15 protein-coding genes are annotated in these 14,436 nt (G+C 72.2%); 7 read left to right on the top strand and 8 right to left on the bottom strand.

The genetic code is table 11. The features are described from left to right. Positions 1–115: 115 nt before the first annotated feature. Positions 116–916, bottom strand: coding sequence for a deoxyribonuclease IV (locus tag GCG21_RS03730; protein ID WP_152817911.1), 801 nt, complete (start codon positions 914–916; stop codon positions 116–118). 85 nt (positions 917–1,001) lie between these two features. Between GCG21_RS03730 and GCG21_RS03735 the strand changes: the two genes are divergently transcribed. Both GCG21_RS03735 and GCG21_RS03740 read left to right on the top strand, forming a co-directional pair. Then, a complete protein-coding gene (locus tag GCG21_RS03735) occupies positions 1,002–1,682 on the top strand; it encodes a DNA-3-methyladenine glycosylase I (RefSeq protein ID WP_152817912.1) in 681 nt (226 codons plus the stop codon). 28 nt (positions 1,683–1,710) lie between these two features. Beyond that, positions 1,711–2,274 carry an NADPH-dependent FMN reductase gene (locus tag GCG21_RS03740; RefSeq protein WP_370517250.1) on the top strand — a complete coding sequence of 188 codons (564 nt, stop codon included), beginning with the start codon at positions 1,711–1,713 and terminating at the stop codon, positions 2,272–2,274. Positions 2,275–2,432: 158 nt separating this feature from the next. Here GCG21_RS03740 and folE read toward each other — a convergent pair whose 3' ends face one another. Then, entirely contained in the window at positions 2,433–3,035 is a 603-nt protein-coding gene (gene folE / locus GCG21_RS03745; RefSeq protein ID WP_152817913.1) for a GTP cyclohydrolase I, read from the bottom strand. Then, on the bottom strand, positions 3,032–3,616 hold the full coding sequence (locus GCG21_RS16590; protein WP_227993104.1) for a hypothetical protein: 585 nt from the start codon (positions 3,614–3,616) through the stop codon (positions 3,032–3,034). Before GCG21_RS16590 ends, folE begins: the two co-directional genes overlap by 4 nt. A gap of 91 nt (positions 3,617–3,707) precedes the next feature. Here GCG21_RS16590 and GCG21_RS03755 point away from each other — a divergent pair, with 91 nt between their 5' ends. Next, on the top strand, positions 3,708–4,388 hold the full coding sequence (locus GCG21_RS03755) for a metalloregulator ArsR/SmtB family transcription factor (RefSeq protein WP_152817914.1): 681 nt from the start codon (positions 3,708–3,710) through the stop codon (positions 4,386–4,388). A 253-nt stretch (positions 4,389–4,641) separates the two neighbouring features. Here the strand turns inward: GCG21_RS03755 and GCG21_RS03760 are convergent, their stop codons facing one another. Continuing rightward, a complete protein-coding gene (locus GCG21_RS03760; RefSeq protein WP_152817915.1) occupies positions 4,642–5,676 on the bottom strand; it encodes an LLM class F420-dependent oxidoreductase in 1,035 nt (344 codons plus the stop codon). Between the two features lie 58 nt (positions 5,677–5,734). Between GCG21_RS03760 and GCG21_RS03765 the strand changes: the two genes are divergently transcribed. After that, positions 5,735–6,649: an LLM class F420-dependent oxidoreductase gene (locus tag GCG21_RS03765; RefSeq protein ID WP_152817916.1), complete on the top strand. Its 915-nt coding sequence runs from the start codon at positions 5,735–5,737 to the stop codon at positions 6,647–6,649. A gap of 88 nt (positions 6,650–6,737) precedes the next feature. Here GCG21_RS03765 and GCG21_RS03770 read toward each other — a convergent pair whose 3' ends face one another. The 3 genes from GCG21_RS03770 to GCG21_RS03780 all read right to left on the bottom strand — a co-directional run bounded on the left by GCG21_RS03770 (position 6,738) and on the right by GCG21_RS03780 (position 10,315). Then, positions 6,738–7,478, bottom strand: a complete 741-nt coding sequence (locus GCG21_RS03770; RefSeq protein WP_194164918.1) for a copper homeostasis protein CutC — start codon at positions 7,476–7,478, stop codon at positions 6,738–6,740. Between the two features lie 86 nt (positions 7,479–7,564). Beyond that, positions 7,565–9,688, bottom strand: a complete 2,124-nt coding sequence (locus GCG21_RS03775) for a fused protease/ribonucleoside-triphosphate reductase (RefSeq protein WP_152817917.1) — start codon at positions 9,686–9,688, stop codon at positions 7,565–7,567. A 66-nt stretch (positions 9,689–9,754) separates the two neighbouring features. After that, positions 9,755–10,315, bottom strand: coding sequence for a DUF6580 family putative transport protein (locus tag GCG21_RS03780; protein ID WP_152817918.1), 561 nt, complete (start codon positions 10,313–10,315; stop codon positions 9,755–9,757). Positions 10,316–10,676: 361 nt separating this feature from the next. Here GCG21_RS03780 and GCG21_RS03785 point away from each other — a divergent pair, with 361 nt between their 5' ends. From GCG21_RS03785 to GCG21_RS03795, 3 genes are all read left to right on the top strand, one after another. Beyond that, positions 10,677–11,162 (top strand): ATP-binding protein, encoded by a 486-nt coding sequence (locus GCG21_RS03785; RefSeq protein WP_152817919.1) that lies wholly within the window; start codon positions 10,677–10,679, stop codon positions 11,160–11,162. Further along, entirely contained in the window at positions 11,159–11,956 is a 798-nt protein-coding gene (locus GCG21_RS03790; RefSeq protein ID WP_152817920.1) for a siderophore-interacting protein, read from the top strand. The genes GCG21_RS03785 and GCG21_RS03790 overlap by 4 nt, the downstream gene beginning before the upstream one ends. Positions 11,957–12,170: 214 nt before the next feature. Then, positions 12,171–12,965 (top strand): VOC family protein, encoded by a 795-nt coding sequence (locus GCG21_RS03795; RefSeq protein ID WP_152817921.1) that lies wholly within the window; start codon positions 12,171–12,173, stop codon positions 12,963–12,965. A 33-nt stretch (positions 12,966–12,998) separates the two neighbouring features. Here GCG21_RS03795 and GCG21_RS03800 read toward each other — a convergent pair whose 3' ends face one another. Continuing rightward, positions 12,999–14,390 carry a mycothione reductase gene (locus GCG21_RS03800; protein ID WP_370517251.1) on the bottom strand — a complete coding sequence of 464 codons (1,392 nt, stop codon included), beginning with the start codon at positions 14,388–14,390 and terminating at the stop codon, positions 12,999–13,001. Positions 14,391–14,436: the final 46 nt, after the last annotated feature.

The following is a 14,436-nucleotide window of genomic DNA, read 5'->3' on the forward strand; positions in this document are numbered from 1 at the left end:
CCAGGTGTACCGCAGTTGTGCCGCCAGGGCACGGCATGATGGCCGCGGGGTCGATCACCTACCCTGACGGTGGTCGATCGACCCCACTACGCGATGTGCTGCTCGGGCGGCGTCCTCAGCCGAGCCGCTTGCGCAGCCAGGCCATGTCGGCCCGGTGCTCGTCGACCCCGCCGGGGGTCTCGAGCATGACGGGCGCCCTGGCCTCGGCGACGACGGCCACGAGGTCGGCCTCCGGGATCGTGCCGTGGCCGAGGCCCGCGTGCCGGTCCGCCCCGGAGCCCTGCGCGTCGCGGGAGTCGTTGCAGTGGAGCAGGTCGATCCGGCCGGTGATCGCGGTGATCCGCTCCGCGAGGCCGGGCAGGTCTTCGCCGCTGGCCCACGCGTGGCAGGTGTCGAGGCAGAAGCCCACCCGATCACCGCCGTCGGCCGCGCCGATCGCCTCCCAGAGTCGGGCGATCCGCTCGAGGCCCCGGGCCATTGCGCCGTCGCCGCCGGCGGTGTTCTCGATGAGCACGGGCACGCGCTGGTCGAGGCCGTCGATGCACTTTCGCCAGTTGTCGAAGCCGACCGCGAGATCCTCGCCCGCCCGCACGTGCCCGCCGTGGACGACGATCCCGGCCGCACCGATCTCGGCGGCCGCATCGATCTGCACCTGCAGCTGCTTCCGGCTCGGGATGCGGATCCGGTTGTTCGTGCTCGCCACGTTGAGCACGTAGGGCGCGTGCACGTACAGCTCGACCTGCGCCGCCCGCGCGGCCACGGCGAGGGCCCCGGCCCCGCCCGGGTAGGCCACGTCGGCCCCCTTCCACCCCTTCGGGTCGCCCAGGAAGATCTGCACGTGCGCGGCCCCGCGCTCCCGGGCGCCGGCGATGGGGTCGGCCGCATCCACGTGCGAACCCAGTCCGAACTCAGGCATGCCGTCTCCTCCACAGTCTGCTGGACCATCCACAGGTCAACGTACCGGCCGGCGGCGCCGGGAGCCAGGCGTGCGAGCATGAGTCATGGCCAGGTGTTTCGGGGACGGTGATCCCCTCTACGAGAGCTACCACGACCACGAATGGGCCGTGCCGCCGCCGGCGGGTGCCGATGAGCGCGAGCTGCTCGAGCGCCTCAGCCTCGAGGCGTTCCAGTCCGGCCTGTCGTGGCTCACGATCCTGCGCAAGCGGGAGTCGTTCCGCCTCGCGTTCGCGGGTTTCGATCCGGCCGTCGTCGCGCGGATGGGTGAGGACGACGTCGCCCGCCTCCTCGCCGACGCCTCGCTCGTGCGCAACGAGCGCAAGATCCGGGCGACGATCACGAACGCGCGGGCCCTCGAGGAGCTGCACGCGGGCGGCACCCGGCTGTGGGACGTGCTCGCCGCCCACACCCCCGATCGGGCGTTCTACGCCCACGACGGCACCCTCGTGCGGTGGCAGACGCACGCGCAGGTGCCGTCCCGGACCCCGTACTCGGTGGCCCTCGCCGCCGATCTCAAGTCCCGCGGCTTCACGTTCCTCGGGCCCACGACCGCCTACGCGACCCTGCAGGCCGTCGGCCTCGTGGACGATCACCTGGCCACCTGCCCGGTCGGCCTCGCCCGCGCCGAGGCCGAGGCGCGGGCACGGTCCGACGGCCGGCCGGTGAGGCCCCTCACAGCCCGCACCCCCGGCGATCCGATCCCCCTACAGTGGAGCTACTGTTGAAAACGTAACTACCTGTGGAGGTTCATTCGTGAAGATCGCGATCATCGTCGGCAGCACCCGTCCCGGACGCCTGGGCAGCCAGGTGGGCGCCTGGGTCGCCGCCCACGCCACCGACCGCGACGAGGCGACCTTCGAGGTGCTCGAGGTCGCCGACTTCGGGCTTTCGCTCCTCGACGAGGCCACGATCCCCGGCGCCGCCGATCGCGAGTACGAGAACCCCCGCACCCGGGAGTGGAGCACGGCGGTCGATTCCTACGACGGCTTTGTGTTCGTGGCGCCCGAATACAACCATTCGGTATCGGCCGCAATGAAGAACGCGTTCGACGTGCTCTACCCCGAGTGGGCCGGCAAGACCGTGGCCTTCGTCGGCTACGGGGCCTCCGGGGGGATCCGCGCGGTCGAGCATTGGCGCGGCATCGTGGCGAACGCCTCGATGTTCGCCACGCGCAACCAGGTCGCCGTGAACACCCTCACGGACTTCCCGGGCGGCGAGCTCGCGCCGTCCGACCGGCTCGCGACCGACCTCACCGGGGTTCTTGATGAACTTGTTACATTAACTTCCCGGATCGGGTCGCCCGCGCTGGCGATCTGATGCATACTGGGTCCAGGATCTGCACTTAGCAGGTCCCAAGGCCGTCCCCCCTAGCGGCCTTAGATCGCTCAGCGATCCGCTCGGGCGCGCACTTCCCCTCGTGCGCGCCCGACGTGTTTCTCCAGGCGGTTACTCCGCCACCCGGAGCCGTCGCCGGGTCAGCCGGCGATGCCGGAGAGGGAGAGGAACTCCTGGCGCGATCGCGGGTCGTCACGGAGTTGCCCCAGCAGCGCGGACGTCACGGTAGCCGCCCCCGTGGCCCGCGCCCCGCGCAGGCTCATGCACGAGTGCTCGGCGGTGACGACCACCCCGACCGCCCGGGGATGCAGGTGCTCCTGCAGCCAGTCGGCGACCTGCTTGGTCAGCCGCTCCTGCGTCTGCGGGCGGCAGGCGACGTACTCGACCACCCGGGCGAGCTTCGAGAGCCCGACGATCCGCTCGTCCGGGAGGTAGCCCACGCAGGCGCGACCCGTGAACGGCAGCAGATGATGCTCACAGACCGACCGCACGGGCACGTCGCGCACGACGACCATCTCGTCGTAGCCCTCGTCGTTCGGGAAGGTGGTCAGGTCGAAGGGGCGGGGAGTGAGCAGCTCGGCCCACGCCCGGGCCATACGCCCGGGCGTGGCGGCCAGGTGCGGCTGGTCGAGCCGGATCCCCAGCGTCCGCAGGAACTCCGCGGCCGCGAACTCGGCCCGGTCCAGGTCGGCGGCGGGCCGCTCGGAGGCGACGTGCTCGGCAACGAGCTCCAGCGTGGTCATCGCGCGACCACCCCGCCCCACGGCCGGTCGTAGGCGGCGGCGAGCCGCGCGAGCGCAAGCGCCGCGACGAGCAGGCCGACGTCGCGCAACGCCACGTCGTAGAAGCCCGAGTAGGTGAGCAGATTGATCACGATCCCGGCCAGCCACAGCGCCACCACATAGCTCGCATACCGCGGCTTGATCGCGATCGCGACGCCCGCGAGGATCTCGACCACTCCGACCACCATCATCGCCGTCGCCGCCGAGAACGGGATGATCCCCACGATCCACGGCGCCAGGTAGTCCGGCCAGAACGTGAGGCCGTCGATGAACTTGTCGATCCCCATCGACAGCGGCAGGACCACGAACCCGACCCGCAGGAGCCAGTAGGCGGAGAACGCGGGCTCGCGGCGGAGTCGCTGCCCGAAGCCCACCCGATCGACCGTGCTCGATCCGCCCGATCTGCCCGATCCGCCCGACCCTCCCGCGCCGTCCGGCCCACTCGAGCCGTCCGGCCCGCTCGGTCCACTCAGTCCACTCGATGTGCGCGATTCACTCGATCGGCTCGATGCGCTCGACACTCGCGACGCTGACTCGGTCATCTCCGACTCCTTCTAACGAATAATTGTCATGTTCTTAGATTGCTCACCCCCACCTCTGTTTGTCAAGATCCGCTGTTGCTAGACTCGTGGCATGAGTTCGCACACCTCCCGCACCGCCCTGGCCGAGCTCAGTTCGCTGGCCGACCCGCTGCGCCGGCGCCTCTACGACTTCGTCGTGGCACAGGACGCCCCGGTCGGCCGGGACGAGGCCGCCACCGCCGTCGAGATCGGCCGCACCCTCGCCGCCTATCACCTCGACAAGCTCGCCGGCGCCGGCCTCCTCGACGTGAGCTATGCGCGCCGGGAGGGACGCACCGGCCCGGGAGCCGGCCGGCCGGCCAAGCTCTACGCCCGCGCCGAACGCGAGGTCGCGGCGAGCGTCCCCCCGCGCAACTACGCCCTGCTGGCGCGCCTGCTCGCGGGCGCCGCGGCCGCCGACGAGACCGGCGAGGTCTCCGCTGCCCTCGCCCGCGCCGCCGCCGCCGAGGGCACGCGCAGCGCCGACGGCGGCGCGGACCTCCTGGACGCCCTCACCGGCCTCGGCTTCGAGCCCGCGGTCTCGGAGTCCGGCGACATCACGCTGCGCAACTGCCCGTTCCACGCCATCGCCCAACACCAGAGCGAGCTCGTGTGCGGGATGAACCACGCCCTCATCCGGGGCCTGCTGTCCGGGGCCGGGTCCGATCCGGACCGCGCCGAGCTCGCCCCGCGCCCCGGGCGCTGCTGCGTGGTCATCCACCCGGCCGGCGCCCGACCCGCCGGAATCTCCTGAGGACGACCGCGGTTTAATCCCTGGCGCGAGCGCGGGCGGCGACGTAGCGTATGCGTACGCAAGGAAGGAGGTGATCCCAGCAGTGATCGAACGTGGGACATGTGAGGTGACTGTCCGCTGAGTCGGATGCCGGCATTCGCTCAGCGAATTCCAGCAGTCATCGGCGCCCGTGGGGGCCGCACCCAGTCCAGTGCGGCGGCCTGATCCAGGACCCCACGGGCGTTCCCCTGCCCACGGCCGGTCGGAAGGCCGATCAGAGCAGCGCCTCGGCGAGGGCGGGCAGGGCGCGCGGATCGGTCTGCACGATGAGCCGGGTCACGCAGGTCGCCTCCCAGCGCCGCGCCTGCTCGCGGATCTCGGCGGGTGAGCCGGCGAGCGCGAGGTCGAGCACGAGCTCGGTGGGCACCGCCGCGGCCGCCGCGCGCCGGTCGCGCGGATAGAGCTCCGCTACCTCCTCGCAGGCCTCCGCCCAGCCGGCGCGGGCGATCGCCTCGCGGTGGAAGTTCGCCTCGCTCGAGCCCATGCCCCCCACGTAGAGGGCGACGTGGGGGGCGAGGAGCCGGGCCGCCTGCTCGACGTCGGCCCCGAGCGCGACCGGCACGATCGCGCTCACCTCGAAGGCGGAGGCCGGGCTGCGCTCCGGGGAGCGCCGATCGAACCCGGCCGCCAGGTGTTCACGGGCCTGGGAGTCCCGACTCGGGGTGAAGAAGGCGGGCAGCCAGCCGTCGGCGATCTCGGCGGCGAGGGCGACGTTCCGCGGGCCCTGCGCCGCGAGGTGGATGGGCAGGTCCGCGCGCAACGGATGAACCGTCGAGGTGAGCGCCTTGCCCCGACCCGACCCGCCGTCGTCCTCAGGCAGTGGGAGCGGATAGTGCGGCCCGGGCGCGGTGAGTGGACCGCTCCGGGCGAGCACGGAGCGCACGATCTCGACATACTCGCGCGTGCGGGCCAGGGGCCGGGCGTACGGGCGTCCGTACCAGCCCTCGACCACCTGCGGGCCGGAGACGCCCAGGCCGAGGATGAAGCGGCCGCCGCTCAGGTGGTCGAGCGTGAGGGCGGCCATCGCCGTGGCGGCCGGCGTGCGCGCGTCGAGCTGGGCGATGCCGGTCCCGAGCAACGCGGTGTGCGTGCGGGCGCCCCACCACGCGAGCGGGGTGAGGGCGTCGGAGCCGTAGGCCTCCGCGGTCCAGACGGAGTCGAATCCGAGGGCGTCGGCGCGGGCGACCGCCTCGGCGGCCCCCGGGGGCGGGCCGGCGGACCAGTAGCCGGTGTGGAATCCGATCTTCATCCACCCATCCTGACCGATCCGATTCGTGCCCGCAGGGCGGATGCGCCAGGCTGGTGGCATGGACTTTCGCATCTTCACCGAACCGCAGCAGGGTGCCCGCTACGACGACCTGCTCACCGTGGCCCGAGCGAGCGAGCGGCTCGGCTTCGAGGGCTTCTTCCGGTCGGACCACTATCTGGGGATGGGCACCGACGGGCTCCCCGGCCCGACCGACGCCTGGACCACGCTCGCGGGCCTCGCCCGGGAGACCGAGCGGATCACGCTCGGCACCCTCGTCACGTCCGCGACGTTCCGCCACCCCGGCGTGCTCGCCATCCAGGTGGCCCAGGTCGATGACATGTCCGGCGGGCGCATCGAGCTCGGGCTCGGGGCCGGGTGGTACGCGGAGGAGCACGCGGCCTACGGGATCCCGTTCCCGGCGCGCCGGTTCGGCCTGCTGACCGAGCAACTCGAGGTGCTCACGGGCCTGTGGAACACGCCGGTGGGCGGGCGCTTCGACTACGCGGGCGAGCACTACGAGCTCGTCGACTCCCCCGCCCTGCCCAAGCCGACCCGGAGCGTGCCGATCATCGTCGGCGGCCACGGCGCCAAGCGCACCCCGGCGCTCGCGGCCCGCTTCGCCTCGGAGTTCAACACGCCGTTCGCGAGTGAGGACGACGTACCCCGGCTCTACGCGCGGGTGCGCTCGGCGTGTGAGGAGATCGCGCGCGACCCGGCCGAACTCACCTATTCGAGCGCGTTCGTCGTGTGCGTGGGCGCCGACGAGGCCGAGTTCACGCGCCGCGCCGAGGCCATCGGCCGGGAGCCGGGCGAACTGCGCGAGAACGGGATCGCCGGCACCCCGGCCGAGGCGATCGAGCGGCTCGGCCGGCTGCGCGCGGCGGGCACCGAGCGGATGTACCTGCAGGTGCTCGACCTCGCCGACCTCGACCACCTCGAGCTCATCGCCACGGAGGTCGTGGCGAGGCTCTGAGGCTCTGAGGCCCGGAGCCGCGGCCCGGGACTGCGGACCGGGCTGCGGTCTGGGCTGCGGTCTGGGCGGGTCAGCGGCTCTGGGCGGGTCAGCGGCTCAGGGCGAGGTCCGCGGCCAGCGCGTCCACGACTCGGCGCGCGAGCAGCGGGTCGGTGCGTTCGTAGCCGCCGTCGTCGGCGGAGCCGAGCGCGAGGGCGTCGCCGGCGACGATCTCCTTGGCGGAGAAGTGCACGGCGTCGACCCCGGTGGCGGCGACCGCCGCGACGTTGCCGGGGTTGATGCCCGAGCCCGCCATGACCTGCATCCGGCCGGCGAGCCGGTCCACGAGCTCGGTGAGCACGGCGGTGCCGTCGGCCGCGAGGAGCGCGCCCCCGCTGGTGAGCACGCGCGTGATGCCGTGGCCGAGGAGCGTGTCGGCCACCTCGAACAGGTTGCCGCTCACGTCGATCGCTCGGTGGAACGTCACCTCCGCGCCGTCCGCGGCCGCCACGAGCGCATCGACCGCGGGAAGGTCGACCTCGCCGGTCGGGGTGAGCGCGCCGATGACCACGCCGGCGGCCCCGGCGGCCACGGCGTGGCGCACGTCCGCGATCATGACCGCCGTCTCGGCGGGGGTGAACACGAAGTCACCGGCGCGGGGCCGGATGAGCACGTGGACCTCGACCCCGTGCGGCGCGCCGGCTGCGACGGCCGCCTCGATGACCCCGCGGGAGGGGGTGAGACCGCCGACGCCGAGCGCCGAGCCGAGCTCGACCCGGTCCGCTCCCACCTCGGCCGCGACGAGGGTCCCCGCCACGTCCTGCACGGCCAGTTCGATCGCTGTGTTCATCCTCGTCAGGGTAGTCGACCCACCGCCCCGAGCATGAGCGGCCGTGATCGGGTCCACACGGGATCACTCACCAACTGTGCGCAGCCTCACCCGTCGGCGGCGGCGAACTCGGAGTTGATCCTGAGTTCGTCGAATTCGCAGTCGTCGGTGGCGCAGTACGCCTCGCCGATCGCATCGATCGTTGCGAGATCGCCGTCGTAGACGGCGTCGAGGAAGGCGGGCACGAGCCGGCGCGAGGCCTCCGCGTACTCCTCGGCCGTGATCTGCGTATAGGGCATCTGGGGGTAGGTGACGTTGCCCTGTGGCAGGAACGAGGCGGTCTTCAGCCGGCCGGAGAAGTCGGCGAGCACGCCGGCGATCTGGTCGGCCTCCGACTCCGGCTCGAAGGAGAAGGTGACCGAGACCGAGTTGTCCGACCAGTACGCCTGCGCGAGCGCCGCCAGCTCCGCCTTCTCCCGCAGCGGCACGTCCCGCTCGGAGCGGCGGGCGCCCGACTTGATGGGGAAGAAGACGACGGAGGTGCCGGCGGGATCCTCGGCGGCCGCCTCCACCCGGTACCCGGCGGCTCGGAAGAGGGTGACGAGCGGATCCTCGTTCCGGAAGCGGATGGCGCGGTTGAAGTAGGTTCCCCCCGGCGCCCAGTGCACCCCCGGGGAGACGCCGGCGACGATGCTCACGGTGCCGCTCGGCTTGACGGTCGTGGTTCGGATCGACTCGCGCACCGCGAGCCGCTCCGACAGCTCGCGGTCCCAGTCCCGGACGAGCCGGTAGCCGTCGTCCATCCACTCTCGCAGCGCCTCCCGGCCGTGGGTGTCGGCGAAGTCGGCGATGCCGGACATCGACGTGCCCACGCGCCGGTTGCGCTGCATCACGGCGTTGGTGCGCTCCCAGTGGGTGGGCAGCAGGGTGACGATCTTGCCGTAGAGGAACGCGATCCGCAGGGTGGCCAGGTAGTCCTCGAGCGACGTGGCCCGGGAGGGGAAGGTCTCCACGAGCGTGCAGCATTCATAGGATTCCAGCGGCTGCTCCGCGCAGGGGTTGTAGCCCGCGACCCGGTGATCCCGGTGATCGGCGGGGTCGGCGAGCCGGCCGTACGCGCGGGTCGTGTCGAGCCAGATGACGCCGGGTTCGCCGTTGCGGGCGATCGCGCCCGTGAGGGGCGTCAGGTCCGTCTCCGTGTCGACCACCACGGAGTTGTTCGACATCCACGCCCAGCCGGGTCGGGCGGGGTCGTAGGAGTTGCGTTCGGGGAAGACCTCGGGGTTCTTCAGGTCGAGGAAGTCCGGGTCGTCGATGCGGCCGAGGAGGATCTCGGCGGAGCGGCGCACGTTGCCGGCCACGACGCACACGCCGATGAGGTTGCCGAGGTCGGCGATGTCGCGGGTGCTCAGGGGCTCGCCGCCGCGACCGTGGAGGACCCCCGCGAGCGCGGTGTGCAGCCGGTGCAGCGGCTCGGGCCCCGCGGCGGTGCCCCCGAAGGTGCGGATCGGTGCACCCTTGGGGCGCACGAGGGAGTAGTCCATCACCGGCAGGTCGGCGCCCGAGAGGTAGGCCTCGAGCACCAGGACCGTGGAGTCGACCCAGCCCTCGCGGGTGTCGGGGATGCGGAACACCGGTGTTCCCGGCTCGACGACCGGTGCCGACGCCGTCCCGCGGGCGTCGAGCTCGAATCCCGTGGTCGCCGCGTGCACGACCGGGGCGTGGATGGTCAGCCGCTGCTCGGCGCCGGCGGTGTCGAATCCGACGCCGACCCCGAGCATCGAGGCCTCCATGAGGAACGCGAACGGGGCGGCGGGGTTCGCGGGCGTCATGTCACCGGTGGAGACGAAGGCGCAGTTCTGCAGGGGCGCGGAGTTTCCGACCTCGTTGACCAGGGGGGTGCCCATGATCCACAGGCCCCGCCCGGGCGGGGTCCACTTGAGTTCGAAGAGCCGCTCGTAGGCATCCTGGGCGAGTTCCTGCGCAGCGGCCTCGTCCCAGGGCAGGCGGCGGGTGCGCTGATGGTCGGCGAGGATGGAGAACATCCCCTCGACGACGCGCCGGCACACGTCGTGCCAGCGCTCCTTCGATCCGTCCTCGCGCTGGCGCGAGTAGGTGCGCAGGAAGGTGATCTCGCCGAGGGAGTTTCCGGCGGCATCGGCGAAGCCCCAGGGCACGGGGCGGTCGGCGAAGCGGGCGAGGAAGGAGTCGGGCAGCTGGAAGGAGAGCATCGGAGCGGTCTTTCGTCTCGGGATCGGTGTGGTCGGTGGGGTCGGTGGGGTCGGTGAGTCGGCCGGTCAGTGCGCCGGCTGGAGCGCGGCGGCGGGCGCTTCGAGCCGGCCGCGCAGGGCGTGGGCGGCGACCGCGGCCGCGGGCACGAGCACGAGGTTCGCCGCGAGCGGGTAGAGGTAGAACGGCAGCCCCATGCCGTAGGCGGTGAGCAGTCCGGCGAATGAGTCGGCGTACCACTCGCCGCGGCCGAGCATCCAGGTGCCGAGGTTGGTCACGAGGAAGAACAGGGTGGAGGCGCCCGCACCGATCCCGAGGCCGACGAGGGCCGTGGCCGTGCGCGACCGGTCCCGGCGCATGACGAGGGCAGCGATCGCGATGACGACCCAGGCGCCCCACACGTACAGGAAGATGACCGAGTGCGAGCCGAACACGAGATCGCCCACGGCCACGGTCAGCAGCGGCACCGCCACCGCGACCACCCGCGGCAGCAGGATCGCCGAGACCACGGCGAGCACGGTCACGAACTCGGCCCCGGGGGCGAGGAAGGTGTTGAGGTTGTAGTCGCGCCACAGCAGCGAGGCTGCGGCGAGCAGGACGACGACGGCGTACCGGAGGGCGGTGGACATGGCGGGCTCCTTGGCGAGGACGATCGATGATCGGCTCGGTTTGTCGAGAACGATTGAGAACTGTTGAGGATCGCTGAGAAATGTTGAGGACGGGACTGGACGGATGACGGTGGGGCGGCCCGGCACGGAGGCCGGGAAGGCCGCCGGCATGGCGGGGCGAGGCCGGTGCGACGCGGACCCGGACTCGCCGCCGACCTCTTCCACCGGCCGCGAATCACATGGGCGTCATTCATGAACTCTCAGTCACAGACACTACACCTTGTGGTTGCGCGATCCAACGACCACTAGATGTTGTGCTTCCTGTCGTCTTGTCATTCAAAACCGGGACCATGGTCCATCGCCGTGATGGCATCCTGGGGGTATGCGCGCCCCCACGGTCCTCCTCACCTGTGGCTCGGCCGGCTCGGGCAAGACCACCTACGCCCGCGCGCGGGAGGCCGAGGGCTACGCGATGCTGTCGATGGACTCGCTCGTGCGCTCCCGCTTCGGCGTCTACGGGGTCGACATCCCGGTCGAGCACTTCCAGGAGTACAACGATGCGGTCCGCCCCGAACTCGAGCGCCGGCTCGTCGACCACCTCCGGGCGGGGCGCGACGTCGTGCTCGACAGCCCGCTCCCCCGCCGCGCGGACCGCGACGCGTATAAGGACCTCGTGCTCTCGGCCGGGGGCCGGTGGCGGCTCGTCTACTTCGACGTGCCGCCGGCCGAGCGCCGCCGCCGAGTGCTCGCCCGACGGGAGCGGGGCACCGACCCCGATGCGTTCCCGGCGACGGACGAACTCCTCGAGCTCTTCCACGCGAACTTCGAACCGCCCCACGGCGAGGGCGAGGAGGTAGTGCATCCATGAGCAACATCAGCGTGACTCACGCCGAATCCGGGCTCGTCCACACCACCGTGCTGCGCGCGGAGCGCGTCACCCCGAACATGATCCGGGTGACGTTCTCCGGCGGCGACCTGGCCCACCTCGCCTATCGGGGCTTCGACCACTGGGTCCGGCTGGCGATCCCCGTCCACGCCGGGGACCGGTTCGACAACCTGCCGGAGCGGTTCGGTCTCGGCGGCTACCTGCGGTACCTGCGGCTGCCGAAGGGCACCCGCCCGGTGATCCGCAACTACACGATCCGTCACTTCCGCGGCGAGGCGGAGGAGCTGGACATCGACTTCCTCGACCACGGCCCGGGCGGCGTCGCGGGCCCGTGGGCCGCGTCGGTTCGGCCGGGCACCGAGGTGGCGCTCATCGACCAGGGCTGCGGCTGGCAGCCGAGGTCGGCGAGCCGCTCGCTCATCGTCGCCGACGAGAGCGGCCTGCCCGCGGCGCTGGGAATCCTGCGGGACCTGCCACGCGACGCCACCGGCGATGCGCTCATCGAGCTGTTCGACGAGCGCGACCGTCAGCACGTCGACGCACCGGCCGGGATGACCGTGCACTGGCTCACGCGGGAGCCGCACGCCGTCCCGGGCGCGGCGGCGCTCCCGGCGCTCAGGGCGCTCACGCTCCCCACCGACCTCTACGCCTTCACGGTCGGGGAGTCCGCACTGGCGACCGGCGCCCGCCGTCACCTCGTCTCGGAACGCGGCGTTGCGAAGTCACACGTCACGTTCTCGGGCTACTGGCGGCTCGGGCGGGCCGCCCACTCCTGAGGCGCCCCGCAGACGACGCCGGTCCAGCCGCCCTCACGTCCGCGCAGCGCGGTCTCGAGCTCCTCGGGTCCTCCTCCCGCGCGACGTTCGACGTGCCCCGCGGCGCGGGGTGAGGAGATCCCCCGAAATCGATCGGCCCGGGGGTGATGTGCGACGGCGCCGGCGGAGGCACACTCGTGACTTCGCCTCACCCACCCCTCACCTGGAGCACGCGATGACCGATCACACGACCCCGTGGCCCGCCGGCGCGCCCGCCTGGACCGACCTCTCGGTCACCGACGTCGCGAGGAGCACGCAGTTCTACACCGCCGTGTTCGGCTGGGTGTTCGAGGGCGGCGACGAGGAGTTCGGCGGCTACCTCAACGCCACCTCCGGTGGCCGGCTGGTCGCCGGGATGGCTCCTCCCATGGACGGGATGCCCGAGCCGCCGCACGTGTGGACCACCTACCTCGCGGTGACCGACAGCGCCGCCACCCAGCGCGCCGTCACCGCCGCCGGTGGCAGGACGGTCCTGGACCCGATGCAGGTCGGCCCGTTCGGCACGATGGCGCTCTACGCGGACCCGACCGGCGCCGGCTTCGGCACGTGGCAGCCGGGAGATCACGGGGGCTTCGGCCGCACCGGCGAGCACGGCTCCCCCTCGTGGTTCGAGGCGATGGTCGGCGACTTCGCGGCGGGGAAGGCCTTCTACGCCGCCGCCTTCGGCTGGACCTACTCCGACGACCTGCCCGGCGACATGCGGTACGCCATGTTCGGAACGGCCGGTGAGGAGCCGCCGATGAGCGGCGGCATCGGCGAGGTGGAGGCGGGCACGGCCCCGTACTGGGCCGTCAGCTTCGAGGTCGACGACGTCGACGCCGCGGCCGACCGGGTCCGCGGCCACGGCGGGGCGATCACGACCGAGCCGTTCGACTTCGAGTTCGGCCGGCTGGCGCTGACGACCGGCCCGGACGGTGAGGCCTTCGGCCTCGTGGCGAGCACCCCGATGGAGTCAAGCACGGCGCCGTGATGCGCCGCCGGACCGACGCCCCGCAGACGACCGTCAGACGACGCCGGTCCAGTCCACGTCGAGTCCGAGCAGGGCGTTCTCGAGCACCTCGGACATCGCGGGGTGGATCCAGAACTGCCCGCGCGCCATCTCCTGCACCCGCAGGCCGAACTGCATCGCCTGGATCGCCTGGTGCACGACGACCGAGGCGTCCGGGCACATGAGGTGCGCCCCGAGCAGCCGCCCGCTCGCCCGGTCGGCGACGAGCTTGACGAGACCGGTCGCATCCTCCATCGCCCAGCCGTAGGCGACGTCGCCGAAGGCCTGGACCGCGGTGGTGACGTCGAAGCCCTGGGCGCGGGCGTCGTCCTCACGCAGTCCGACCGAGGCGATCTGCGGATGGGTGAACACCGCCGCGGGCACGAACCGCTCGTCGATCGCGCGCAGATCGCCCGGGTGGGCGAGGTTGTGGGCGACGATCCGGGCCTCGGCGTTGGCCACGTGCTTGAGCTGGTGCGCGGAGGAGACGTCGCCGAGCGCCCACACGCCCTCGGCGCTCGTGCGCCCGTGGGCGTCGACCTTGATCCGCCCGTCGGGATGGGTCTCAATGCCGCCGGCGGCCGGGTCGAGCCGGTCGGCGTTGGTGGTCCGGCCGGTCGCGACGAGCAGGAGCTCGGCCTCGGCGTGGGTGCCGTCGGTCAGGTCGAGGCGGACGCCTCGCTGCGTACGGACGGCGGAGCTCACCTGGGCGCTCAGCCGCACGTCCCAGCGGCTCACGGCCTGCGCCGTGAAGGCGGCGGCGATGTCGGGATCCTCGGCGCGCAGCATGGCCGGGCCGCGGGTGACGATCGTGACGGCGACACCCAGGGAGGAGAAGACGTGCGCGAACTCGGCCGCGATGAACCCGCCGCCGACGATGGCGATCGAGGCGGGCAGCTCATCGATGCGCATGACCGTGTCGGAGGTGTGGAACGGCACCCCGGATTCCGCGATGGGGGCGGGGATCACGGGCCGGGAGCCGGAGGCGAGCACGATCCGCTCGGCGCTCAGCCGCTCCGGGCCGGCCGCGGTGGCGACCTCGAGGAGGCGGGGCCCGACGAAGCGCGCCTCGCCCTCGTACAGGCTCGTGTTCGGCTCGCCGCTGCGGCGGTAGTCCCTGCCGCCGGCCGAGATCGGGTCGATCCGGCCGAAGATGCGGTCGCGGATGTCGCGCCAGCGCACCCCGTCGAGGGTGGCGTCGATCCCGTAGCGGGCCGATTCGCGGATCGTCGTGGCCACCTGGGCGGCGTAGACGAACATCTTCGTGGGGATGCAGCCGACGTTGAGGCAGGTGCCGCCGAAGACGGGGTTCGCCTCGATCATCGCGACCGTCAGATCGTCGAAGTCGGGGGTGATGAGGGAGTTTCCGGAGCCGGAGCCGATGATCGCGAGGTCTACATGGGTCACGGGGTCAGGCTAGCCCGGCTCGCCCACCCGACTCGCCCGGGGCCGT

The sequence above is a fragment of the Pseudactinotalea sp. HY160 genome (assembly GCF_009372055.1).
Taxonomy (GTDB): domain Bacteria; phylum Actinomycetota; class Actinomycetes; order Actinomycetales; family Beutenbergiaceae; genus HY158.

Bases quoted from the DNA above. Each gene is read 5' to 3' on its own strand.
- GCG21_RS03730 (WP_152817911.1), bottom strand. From the start codon at position 916: ATGCCTGAGTTCGGACTGGGTTCGCACGTGGATGCGGCCGACCCCATC.
- GCG21_RS03735 (WP_152817912.1), top strand. From the start codon at position 1,002: ATGGCCAGGTGTTTCGGGGACGGTGATCCCCTCTACGAGAGCTACCAC.
- folE (WP_152817913.1), bottom strand. From the start codon at position 3,035: ATGACCACGCTGGAGCTCGTTGCCGAGCACGTCGCCTCCGAGCGGCCC.
- GCG21_RS16590 (WP_227993104.1), bottom strand. From the start codon at position 3,616: ATGACCGAGTCAGCGTCGCGAGTGTCGAGCGCATCGAGCCGATCGAGT.
- GCG21_RS03755 (WP_152817914.1), top strand. From the start codon at position 3,708: ATGAGTTCGCACACCTCCCGCACCGCCCTGGCCGAGCTCAGTTCGCTG.
- GCG21_RS03760 (WP_152817915.1), bottom strand. From the start codon at position 5,676: ATGAAGATCGGATTCCACACCGGCTACTGGTCCGCCGGCCCGCCCCCG.
- GCG21_RS03765 (WP_152817916.1), top strand. From the start codon at position 5,735: ATGGACTTTCGCATCTTCACCGAACCGCAGCAGGGTGCCCGCTACGAC.
- GCG21_RS03770 (WP_194164918.1), bottom strand. From the start codon at position 7,478: ATGAACACAGCGATCGAACTGGCCGTGCAGGACGTGGCGGGGACCCTC.
- GCG21_RS03775 (WP_152817917.1), bottom strand. From the start codon at position 9,688: ATGCTCTCCTTCCAGCTGCCCGACTCCTTCCTCGCCCGCTTCGCCGAC.
- GCG21_RS03780 (WP_152817918.1), bottom strand. From the start codon at position 10,315: ATGTCCACCGCCCTCCGGTACGCCGTCGTCGTCCTGCTCGCCGCAGCC.
- GCG21_RS03785 (WP_152817919.1), top strand. From the start codon at position 10,677: ATGCGCGCCCCCACGGTCCTCCTCACCTGTGGCTCGGCCGGCTCGGGC.
- GCG21_RS03790 (WP_152817920.1), top strand. From the start codon at position 11,159: ATGAGCAACATCAGCGTGACTCACGCCGAATCCGGGCTCGTCCACACC.
- GCG21_RS03795 (WP_152817921.1), top strand. From the start codon at position 12,171: ATGACCGATCACACGACCCCGTGGCCCGCCGGCGCGCCCGCCTGGACC.